The 10480-nt window shown below is 56.3% G+C and carries 10 protein-coding genes; 1 reads left to right on the plus strand and 9 read right to left on the minus strand.

Annotated elements, in window-relative coordinates:
* The 9 genes from QZL67_RS05965 to QZL67_RS06005 form a co-directional block, all read right to left on the minus strand.
* On the minus strand, positions 1 to 365 hold a 365-nt coding region (locus QZL67_RS05965; RefSeq protein WP_292919970.1), incomplete at its 3' end, for a FadR/GntR family transcriptional regulator.
* Between the two features lie 55 nt (positions 366 to 420).
* Positions 421 to 1308: an NAD(P)-dependent oxidoreductase gene (locus QZL67_RS05970; protein ID WP_292919972.1), complete on the minus strand. Its 888-nt coding sequence runs from the start codon at positions 1306 to 1308 to the stop codon at positions 421 to 423.
* Positions 1309 to 1408: 100 nt separating this feature from the next.
* Positions 1409 to 2686 carry a TRAP transporter large permease gene (locus tag QZL67_RS05975; RefSeq protein WP_022289839.1) on the minus strand — a complete coding sequence of 426 codons (1278 nt, stop codon included), beginning with the start codon at positions 2684 to 2686 and terminating at the stop codon, positions 1409 to 1411.
* 3 nt (positions 2687 to 2689) lie between these two features.
* The gene (locus tag QZL67_RS05980; protein ID WP_022289840.1) at positions 2690 to 3202 is read right to left on the minus strand and encodes a TRAP transporter small permease; all 513 of its coding nucleotides are present in this window, start codon (positions 3200 to 3202) and stop codon (positions 2690 to 2692) included.
* A gap of 108 nt (positions 3203 to 3310) precedes the next feature.
* Complete coding sequence (locus QZL67_RS05985; protein WP_022289841.1) at positions 3311 to 4333, minus strand: TRAP transporter substrate-binding protein; 1023 nt, start codon at positions 4331 to 4333, stop codon at positions 3311 to 3313.
* 66 nt (positions 4334 to 4399) lie between these two features.
* Complete coding sequence (locus QZL67_RS05990) at positions 4400 to 4867, minus strand: PPC domain-containing DNA-binding protein (RefSeq protein WP_022289842.1); 468 nt, start codon at positions 4865 to 4867, stop codon at positions 4400 to 4402.
* A gap of 9 nt (positions 4868 to 4876) precedes the next feature.
* Complete coding sequence (locus QZL67_RS05995; protein WP_022289843.1) at positions 4877 to 5932, minus strand: L-threonine 3-dehydrogenase; 1056 nt, start codon at positions 5930 to 5932, stop codon at positions 4877 to 4879.
* A 13-nt stretch (positions 5933 to 5945) separates the two neighbouring features.
* Positions 5946 to 6929, minus strand: coding sequence for a transketolase family protein (locus tag QZL67_RS06000; RefSeq protein ID WP_022289844.1), 984 nt, complete (start codon positions 6927 to 6929; stop codon positions 5946 to 5948).
* Complete coding sequence (locus tag QZL67_RS06005) at positions 6929 to 7753, minus strand: transketolase (RefSeq protein WP_022289845.1); 825 nt, start codon at positions 7751 to 7753, stop codon at positions 6929 to 6931. Before QZL67_RS06005 ends, QZL67_RS06000 begins: the two co-directional genes overlap by 1 nt.
* A gap of 317 nt (positions 7754 to 8070) precedes the next feature.
* On the opposite strand from QZL67_RS06005, the gene QZL67_RS06010 reads away from it, so the two are divergent.
* Positions 8071 to 10383, plus strand: coding sequence for a protein kinase (locus tag QZL67_RS06010; RefSeq protein WP_022289846.1), 2313 nt, complete (start codon positions 8071 to 8073; stop codon positions 10381 to 10383).
* Positions 10384 to 10480 lie beyond the last annotated feature (97 nt).

Raw genomic sequence — 10480 nt, forward strand, 5'->3', positions numbered from 1 at the left:
AGTTCCTCCAAAATTCCATTGTCCAAAAGTTTTCGGAGCCCGATGAGATCGCGGTGGGCACTCTCCTTTTGGAGAATAATTCCGTACAGCATAGGGTCCAGTATTTTCGGAGAAAAACCATCACAGACATAGGTGCCGTCCGCTCTGCGGACTTCCAGAATCCCATAGGCCACCAGAATGCGAATGGCCTCCCGAATCGTATTGCGCCCCACGCCGAACGCTTTCACCAAATCAGCCTCGGTGGGAATTTTCATTCCCGGCTTGAGCTCTCCGCTCATAATTGCGCTGGTCAGCCGTGATACCACGCTGTCCACCATGGATTTGGCCTTGATCGGCGAAAGATACTCACTTCTCACTTCTCTCATCAGATTGTTCCTCGAATTTCACGGTTTTGTTGTTTGAATGCGCACCAGAAGTTTCTCAGGCCTGTCCCGTCCCGACTGTCACCTGCATTTTATCCTCGTAATACCGCACCAGTGCTGCTTGATCTTCATTGATATAACCGTTGTCATTCATCCAATCCATCACCCGCAGCACCACATCGGTAAGCGGCAGGTCCACATCCATCTTATGGGCATAGTGCTTGGCATTGAGAATATCTTTCCGGTGCACGGCAATCCGCGCCCCTGGTTCAAAATCCCGATGCAGGACTTTCGGGACCTTGTTGTCATACAGCGGTCCGCCGGCAAATCCGCCCCGTGTCGCCTCGAACGTGGTCTGCAGATCGATTCCCGCCTTTGCGGCAAATGCATACCCCTCCGCAATAGCTACCAGAATCGCTCCGCCGATCATGTTGTTGACCAGCTTGGTGGTATCGCCGCTGCCGGGGCCGCCGGTATACACCGCAGTACCCATACAGGAGAGCACCGGTTCCACCGCATCAAACGCACACCGGTCTCCGCCGGTCATAATGGAGAGCGTCCCGGCCTCCGCCATGGGGTTTCCTCCGCTGACCGGCGAATCCAGCAGGTACATCCCTGCCTCCTTCGCCTTCCGGTACAGATCCAGAATAATGTCCGGCGCGGCGGAGGACAAGTCCACGATCACGGTTCCCGGCTGTCCCAGCCGGATCGCCTCTTCTACAGAGTGGCGGATGATTTCATGGGTGGGCAGCATCTGGAGGATCACATCGCAGGTCCTGTACAGTTCATCCACGCTGGCAGCAGCAGTTCCGCCGGCGGCCTGATATTTGTGCAGTTGCTTTTCACTGACATCAAATCCTACGACTTCCACGTCCGTCTTCCGGTCAACGTTCAAAGCCATATGGAGTCCCATGACGCCAAGTCCTAAAAATCCAATTTTTTTCATTATATCACACCTTCCAAAATATGCAAGGGAACAGAATCACTGTACCTTTTGTACGGTCATTCTGTTCCCCATGCAAACAAAGATTTTGTTGTGATCTGGTTTACTGCGCCAGCACGCTGGGGAGCCAGAGGGTAAACGACGGCACATAGGAGACCAGCAGCAGTACTACCAGAGAAATCGCGAAAAACGGCAGGCAGGACTTGAACGCACCGCCCACACTGGTATCGCCCAATTTGGTTCCCACCAGCAAAGACACACCAACCGGCGGAGTGATGCAGCCGATGTAAATATTGATGCAGGTCAGAATTCCGAACTGGATGAGATCAATGCCGAAGGAGTTGACCAGGTTGAGCATCAGGGGGACCATCATCACGATAATGCAGTTGCCCTCCATCAGGCAGCCCAGGATCAGGAAGATGATATTGATCATCAGCAGCACCACAAACTTGGAGGAAACCAGGGACGTCATCGTCTCCATGAACAGCTGCGGCAGCTGAGAGGAAATCACCACGTATGCAGACGCCTTGGAAAGGCCCACCAGAATCATGATGGCGGATACGGAGATCGTGGTCTCATAGAGGGTGTTGAGCAGGTTTTTGAAGCTCACCGTGCGATAGATAAACATGCCCACGATGGCGGAATACAGTGCGGAAATGGCAGCCGCTTCGGAAACCGTGCAGATGCCGCCGAAAATCAGGCCAAGAACGATGATGGGCATGAAAAGGGCCCAAATGCTGTCCTTGAGTACCATGAGCTTTTCTCTGGCAGTGGTCTTGGGCTGCTTGGGCAGCTTCATCTTGTGGCCGTAATAGAGCGTATAGGCCAGGAAGCAGACCGTGCAGAATACTGCGGGAATGGCAGTCGCCATAAAGAGCTTCTGAATGGAGCACTCCGTAAGGCTGGCATACACCACGAGGGAAATGGAGGGCGGGATCATGGGGCCCAGCAAGGAAGAGCAGCTGGCGCAGGCAACGGCATAGTTCTTGTCATAGCCGTTCTCCTTCATGGCCGGCACCGTCATGCCGCCCACAGCGGCAGCTGTTGCCACTGCGGAACCAGAAATGGCGCCGAAGAGCGCAGAGGAAAGCACCGTAACGGAGGCCAGGCTGCCGCGCACTCTGCCAAGGGGAACATTGGCCGCCGCGATCAGTTTTTGTGTAATGCCCTGCGCCATGATGTTGCCGGCAAGGATAAACAGCGGGATGCACAGAAGCGAGGCTGAGTTCATACCCAGGAAGGTCTTCTGCGCAATGGCCTCCAGCGGGAATCCGGCCTGGAGCATGGCGACAAGGGTCGCGATACCGATGGAAAGATAGATGGGCAAGCCCAGAAACGCCAGGACCAAAAGCACGACAAAGATGATAATTCCTGCATTCATATGTTACGCCTCCTCTTCGCCGGCCGGTGCCGCGCCTTTTCCCAAAAACAGCAGGAAATTCTTGGCGGCCACTTCCACGGCGAACAAAATCACCAGTACAGCGCCGATGGGGAACGAATAGTAAATATCCCGCATCCGCAGAGGCAGCGTGGTAGAGGCGCCGGTGGCATGCTCGATCAGGCTGACACCATAGATGCAGAACACCACCATAAATACGATGGCAACCACCGCGCTGATGGCGGAGATCAGATGGCGGACACGCTGGGAAAAAAAGGAGAGCAGAAAGTCCACCTGAAGATGATTGTCATGGCGAACCGCAATGGGAATGCCCAAAAAGACACTGTAAATCATCAGATAGAGAGAAAGTTCCTCGCACCAGGGCTGTGCGTGGCTGAAACAATAACGCATGATGCATTGGTAGACCATGATCAATGTAATGGCCGCCAGCAGAATGATCTCCAGGACCTTCAACACCTTCTGCAGTCCATCCAACATGCGGCTGTAATAGGTAAGCACCGTGTTCATCTCCTCTTGTTCAATTCTGGGAGAGCAGCGTTTTGAAGCTCTCCTCCAAAACGCTGCTTCTCCGTGGAATTCTCACTTCCGTAAACGACCTTGCCGAACTCAGGCAGCGTTCGCGGCGGGGTCCGCAGCCTTGATGGCATCCGCATAGGGAACCAGATCCGGATACTTCTCTTCCAGGAATCCGTCCAGTGCCTCCTGCCAGGCGGAGACGTCGGTCTGGATGAACTCGCAGCCAGCCGCTTCCACCTCGGGCCGAACCTCTTCGGTAGCCTGCAGCACGAGATCTGTGCAGTACTTGCCGGCCTCCACAGCCGCTTCCTGAATGATGGTCTGGTACTCAGCGGGCAAAGACTCGAAATAGGCCTTGTCCATGATGAAGGAATCCGTGTTGTACACGTGGTTGGTCTCGATGATGTAATCGCAGCACTCATCCCAGCTGAGGCTTGCAACGTTGGTCAGGCCGTTCTCTGCGCCGTTGACTGTTCCCTGCTGAATCGCGGTGAACACCTCGCTGCCGCCCAGAGGCGTGGGCGTGGCACCCAGCCACTCCCAGGTGTCCAAGTAAATGGGGATGGTGGGAACGCGCAGCTTGAAGCCGGCGGCGTCAGCCGGGGATTCGATCTTCTTGTTGCTGCACACCACACGAACACCCTGCAGACCGGCGCCCAGGATTACCATGCCGCAATCCTCGCCCATCTGGTTCATGATGTCCTGACCGACTTCGCCTTCCCAGACAGCCCGCCAGTGGTCAACACCGGAATACAGATAGGGGGCCGCCTCGATATTTGCGAGAGGAGAAAGAGAAGCCAGGTTGCCGATGGATTCATACACGATGTTGCAGATGCCCAGACTCAGGCCCTCCAGGCAGTCCGCTGTGTTGCCCAGAGAAGAGCTGGGGTACAGCTCCACGGTGATCGCTCCATTGCTCTTTTCGTTGACCGTCTGCGCAAATACCTCAGCGGATTTGTACACGGGGTCCGTCTCACCGATGCTCAGGTGCATCTTCATGGTGTAGGTCTGGCCAGACTCACCATCACTGCTGCCTCCGTCTGAACCGCAGGCGGTCAGCAGGGAAACGCTCATTGCCGCACACAGCAACAGGGCCAAAATCTTCTTTTTCATAATATCTCCCTTCGTTTCATTGTTCGTTGCATGAACAGTTTTTTTATGTCCCGCAGCCTTGTTATGTCACCGCTCCTCTTCAGGAAACAGCACGGGGACCGCCTTCACCGGGTCCAGCTTTCTGGACATCCGAACGCCTTCCAACTCCGCGATGACCAGCTCCACGGTCACCAGCACATGGTTTCCTTCCTTCAGGTGCCCACCGTACTCGTTTCCCTCCGCGTCGGCAAAGCTGGCGTGGATGTGCGGCGCCGCCGCCCCGTCTGGTTCGCTGCAAATGATACCGTTGAGGCCCACCAGTTCAATGGGCGTAGGCCGGCCCAAAGGCGTCACATACCCATAAAGCCCCGGCTTTCCCGGCATCTCCTGCGGATCGAAAAATGTGCAGCCGTCCAAGCTTCCGATGCCGGAGAGGATCACGCCGTTGGAGATCTTGTGCTCATCGCAGTACTTCTGAATGGAAATCAGCACATCCTCTCCCGGCTCGATCCGAAGCACATGCACACGCTTAATCGCTCCTGCCGCATATTTCATGGTTTTCTGTCACCTTTCTCCCGGATACAAAATCATCTTTCCCGGTACGCCATTTTCGATCTGCTCCAGGGCCTTGTCAAAATCCTTGAGCGCAAACCGGTTTCCCATGACATGTTCCAGCTTGTAATAAGGACCCTTCATCACCTTGGCAAAATCGGACCACGTATCCCAGATCTTTCTGCCGGATACGCCCGTCAGCTCCACTTCCCGGTAAATGAGGTCATTGGTCAGATCCAGCTCCACATTCCGGCTGGGAAGTCCCACGCACACCAGTTTTCCGGCGGCACGGACACAGCGCAAACTGGACTGGATCGCCGTACCGGCACCGGTGATGTCGATGGCCGCATCTACGCCGACGCCGTTGGTCAATTTGAGCACTTCCTCCTGCAGCTGGCATTTTCCGCTGTTGATCGCCGCATCCGCGCCCATCTCCCGGGCAGTCTGCAGACGCTCATCCACCAGATCGCAGGCAATCACCAGCTTCGCGCCAAAGGTCTTGCAGGCACTGACAGCCGTCAATCCAATAGGACCGCAGCCGCTGACCAGTACTGTTTTCCCGGCCACTTCGGCGCTCTCCACGCCATGAACGCCTGCACCCATGGGTTCAAACAAGCAGGCCGTCTCATAGGCGATGTCGTCATCCAGCAAAAAGGTATTTTTCGCGGGGATCTTGGCGTATTCCGCGAAAGCGCCGTTTTCCGTTGCGCCGAAAAGCCGGACGTTTTTGCAGATGTGAGGCAGGCCGTTTTTGCAGAACCAGCACGTTCCGCAGGGGATATGCGTCTCACAGGAGACGCGGTCCCCCACCTTGCGGTCGCGGACATTTTTGCCGACTTCCACAATGTCTCCCGCCGTCTCATGGCCGGGAATCAGCGGCGTTTTCACCCGCGCCTGGGACCACTGGTCCCACTCCATGATGTGGAGATCCGTTCCGCACACCGCGGTGCAATGGATTTTGATGAGCACTTCATCGTCGTTGATCTGTGGAATCGGCAAATCGGTGCGATAGACGAATTTTCCAGGGGCAGAGGTCTCCTTGACAAGACCACACATGGTTCCTTTCAAGGCCGACTCCCCCTTATTCCAGATACGCTTTGATCTGTGCAGTTACCGCTTCGGTGGAAACACCGTACAGGTTCTGCAGCGTCTCCAGCGTACCGGCTGCCAGATACTTGTCCGGCAGGGCGATCTTCTTGAGCACCGCAGAGACCTGGTTGTCCACCAGGAGATTGGCTACCAGGCTGCCCAGACCGCCCACCACGGTATGGTTCTCTGCCGTGATAACCAAGCGGTCGGACTTCTGGATCTCCTTGAGGATCGTCTCCTTGTCCAGCGGCTTGATGGTGGGCACATGCAGCACTGCCGCATGAATGTTGTCCTTCTCCAATGCTTCGGCGGCATCCAGGCAGCGCATGGTCATCTCACCGCAGGAGATCAGCAGCACATCGGCGCCGTCCCGCAGCAGCTTCGCCTTGCCGATCTCAAAGTGATAGTCGTACTGATCCAGCACCTTGGGAACGCGATTGCCCCGCAGCAGCCGCAGATAGATCGGCCCGTTGAATTCGGCGGCCGCCCGGGTGGCCTGCTGCATCTCTACCGCGTCACAGGGATCAATGATGGTCAGATTGGGCATGGCACCCAGAATCGCCAGATCGTCTGTAGCCTGATGGCTGGGACCGTAGCCGGACTGCAGCCCCGGCAGGCCGCCGATGATCTTGACGTTGGTGTTGTGCTCGCAGATGGCCTGGGAAATGAAGTCGTAGCATCTTCTTGCGATAAAGGTAGCATACGTGGTGGCAAAGGGGATGAATCCCTCCTTGGCCAGGCCGCTGGCCGCGCACATCATCAGCTGCTCAGACATGCCCACATTGTAGAACCGATCGGGGAACGCATCCCGGAAAATGTGAATGTCCGTATATTTGGCCAGATCCGCGCTGAGGCCGACGATCCGGTCATTTTCCTTGGCCAGCTCAATCAGCGCATTGCCGAAGGGCTCCGCCATGGTGGGATGATTTGTCACGACGTTGGAGTCGCTGATCACACTCTGAATACCGCTGCTCATTAGTCCTTACCCCTTTCCAACTCATTGAATGCCCGGTTCCAGCCCTCTGCGTCGAGGCTGATGAAGTGACTCTTCGGATTCCCGATCAGGAAAGAAAGACCGGTTCCGGGAACGGTATCGCAGAGGATCACATGGGGCTTCTTCTCCGTGGAGGTTCTGGCCTTGTCCACCGCCTCCATCACCTGAGAGATGCTGTTTCCGTTGATGCGCTGGACATCGAAGTTAAAGGCCTTGAACTTCTCGTGCAGGGGCTCCGTATTCAGCACGGAGCTGGTCTTGCCGTCGGCCTGGATGCCGTTGACATCCACGATGCCGATAATGTTGTCCAGCTGATAGCTGCCGGCGGACATGGCCGCTTCCCAGGTAGGTCCTTCCGCCATTTCGCCGTCGCCCATCATTACGTAGACCTTGGAATCGGAGTTCTTCCGCTTCAGGCCCATGGCCATGCCGACCGCAATGGGCATGCCCAGACCGATGGAGCCGCCGGAAATTTCAATGCCGGGTGTATATGCGGGCATGCAGGACATCGGCAGCCGGCTGTTGTCCAAGCCGTACGTGTCCAACCACTCTTTCGGGAAGAAGCCCGCCTCTGCCATGGCGGCATATACGGCAATGGCATTGTGCCCCGCCGAAAGCAGGAATCTGTCGCGGCCTTCCCACTTGGGATCATCCGCATGATACCGCATGGCATGGAAGTAGAGAACTGTTAAGTAGTCGGCAGCACCCAGCGCCTGCGCAATGAATCCACGCTTGTCCACATATGCCATTCTCAGGACATTCTTGCGGACTTCATACGCTTTTTCGATGAGGTCTTCTTTGTTCATAGTATCTCCCTTCGTTCTTTGAGTGTTAAGTCCAATATAGGATGTTTATACGATAATACTATCACCTCGATATTATGACGTCAACATCCAATCATTAATAAAAATCAGCTCTGTTTTTGTCTATATTACACATCTCTCTGCCTATATGCTCAGATGAATCAAACGTCAGGATTAAATATCCGACCCATAAATTCTGATTTTGCTCCAGCTGACCTGTTCCGGGAAGGCGGCTTCCCACTATGCTGCCGGCATATTGTAGGAAGGTTCAAAAGACGCTATCATAAACTCGTATCTATCTGATCTGAGGAGGGGGTTGCGTGACAACTACGACAGCGGCAAAGCACCTTTGCTACAACTGTTTTCAGGAGCGTCCCGAGGGCGGCGGCCCCTGCCCGCACTGCGGCTTCGACCTGGCAGAAAATGAGAAAAAGTTTCCGGTGGCCCTGTGGGCCGGCACGCTCTTGAACAACCGCTACATCGTGGGGCGGGTGCTGGGCCAGGGCGGCTTCGGCATCACCTATCTGGCCTGGGACACCAAGCTGGAGGCCCGGGTGGCCGTCAAGGAGTTCATGCCCAACGAGATCGCCACCCGTATCGGCACCACGGTGTCGGTCGCTATGGAGAGCCGGACGGAGGACTTTACTTACGGCGCCCAGCGGTTTCAGGAAGAGGCCCGGACGCTGGCCAAGTTCATGGGCCAGCCCAACATCGCCGGGGTGACGGATTACTTCGACGAAAACGACACATCCTATTTCGTCATGGACTATATCGAGGGCATCTCCTTCAAGACCTACATCGCCAACCACGGCGGCAAGGTCAGCGTGGAGGACGCCTGCAATGTCATGATTCCGGTGCTCCAGGCCCTCACCGCCGTCCACGCCGAGGGCTTTATCCACCGGGACGTGACGCCGGACAACATCTACATCACCAAAGACGGCATGGTCAAGCTCCTGGACTTCGGTTCCGCCCGGTACTCCATCGGCGACAAATCCAAGAGCCTGGACGTGATTTTAAAGGTGGGTTACGCCCCGAAAGAGCAGTACATCCGAAGAAGCCGCCAGGGCCCCTACACCGACGTCTATTCCTGCGCCGCCTGCTTCTATGCCGCCATCACCGGGTACCTGCCTCCCGAGTCTCTGGAGCGGCTGGACAAGGATGAGCTGGTGCCGATCTCCCAGCTGGGTATCGACATTCCGGAGTATCTGGACAAGGCCATTTTAAAGGGTCTGGCCGTCCAGCCGGAGGATCGGTTCCAGAGCGCCGCGGAATTTTTGGAGGCCATTGAATCCCAACGGGTGGTGGAGGTGCCCGGCGCTGCGGACGCAGCACCACCGGCACCGGCGAAAAAGAAGCGTACCCCGTTCCTGATCGCCGGGATCGCGGCGGGAGTGGCCGTCGTGCTGGGGATCGGGATCGCGATCGGCGGAGGAGACCGGACAGCCTCCGGGCCGGATGGGCAGGAAGTGCAGCTGATTGAGGCGGAGGTCCCGTCTATCACCATTGCCGGACAGGAGTACAGCACCGACCTGACGGAGCTGAGCCTCGACTCCATGCAATTGACGGATGCGGATATCCAGCCCCTGCGGTATATGGTCAACCTGACCCGGCTGGATCTGCGACAGAACCAGTTGACGGACCTGTCTCCGCTGGCGGAGCTGACCCGGCTGAAAAGTCTGGAGCTGCGTGGAAACAACCTGTCCGACCTCTCGCCGCTGGCAAATCTGGCGGAGCTGGAGGAGCTGCGTCTGGGCGGAAGCGGAACAGGCCTGGACAATCCCAACATCTCCGACCTGTCTCCCCTTTCTAACCTGCACAAATTGGAGACGCTGTCACTGCCCAGGCAGGCCTCGATCGGGGATCTGTCCCCGTTGTCCGGTTTGACCGGTTTGAAATCACTGACCACTGACGGCGTCTCCTCCGATGCCGCTCAGCAGATCACAGATCTCTCCCCGCTGGCAGAGCTGACCAATCTGGAGGTTCTTCATCTCTTATCCTGCGGAACAAGCGATCTCAGCCCCTTGTCAAATCTCACCAAACTGACAGAGCTTCGGCTGATCGGACAGCTGTCATTCACGGATCTGACCCCCATAAGCGGGCTGACCGAGATGCGGGTTCTGGAATTTACAGCCCAGGGCAGCACGGCCCTGCGCATCAAAGATCTGACGCCTCTGGCAGACATGACAAAGCTGGAGTCTCTCCGGATCTATGCAGACAGTCCCATCAGCCTGCACGGACTGGAGGGAAAATCCGCGCTGCAGACCCTGTTTTTGTCCCAGCACAATGACTCCTTTGCCTGTATGGACATCGAGGCTTTGTCCGGATTGACCAATCTGACGGACCTGACGCTGTGGATCGACGATCAAACCACCGATCTTTCCCCGCTGTCCGGCCTGACCAATCTGCGCTATCTCGATTTATACGCCTGGAATGTACCGGCCCTGTCTGATCTGTATTTTCTGAGGGAAATGCACAATCTGCAGTCTCTTACGCTGTATGAGAGTACGGTCACGGACATCTCGGTCCTCGGGACACTGAGCAGCCTGCAGACCGTCAATATCCGGGAGTACGGCAATGCGAAAATCACCGACTGGTCTCCCGTGGATCACGTACCCAATGTGACGCGGGAATGACGGCATTTCAAACCAAGGCGATTGCTTTTTTCCGCATAGCTGAGCAGCAGATCTCTCGGATACCGTTCCGGCAAACAAAAATCCAGCCGGGCGGCGG

It is taken from the genome of Oscillibacter sp. CAG:155 (genome assembly GCA_000436875.1).
GTDB lineage: Bacteria > Bacillota > Clostridia > Oscillospirales > Oscillospiraceae > Oscillibacter.

Bases quoted from the DNA above. Each gene is read 5' to 3' on its own strand.
- QZL67_RS05990 (WP_022289842.1), bottom strand. From the start codon at position 4,867: ATGAAATATGCGGCAGGAGCGATTAAGCGTGTGCATGTGCTTCGGATC.
- QZL67_RS05975 (WP_022289839.1), bottom strand. From the start codon at position 2,686: ATGAATGCAGGAATTATCATCTTTGTCGTGCTTTTGGTCCTGGCGTTT.
- QZL67_RS05985 (WP_022289841.1), bottom strand. From the start codon at position 4,333: ATGAAAAAGAAGATTTTGGCCCTGTTGCTGTGTGCGGCAATGAGCGTT.
- QZL67_RS06000 (WP_022289844.1), bottom strand. From the start codon at position 6,929: ATGAGCAGCGGTATTCAGAGTGTGATCAGCGACTCCAACGTCGTGACA.
- QZL67_RS05970 (WP_292919972.1), bottom strand. From the start codon at position 1,308: ATGAAAAAAATTGGATTTTTAGGACTTGGCGTCATGGGACTCCATATG.
- QZL67_RS06005 (WP_022289845.1), bottom strand. From the start codon at position 7,753: ATGAACAAAGAAGACCTCATCGAAAAAGCGTATGAAGTCCGCAAGAAT.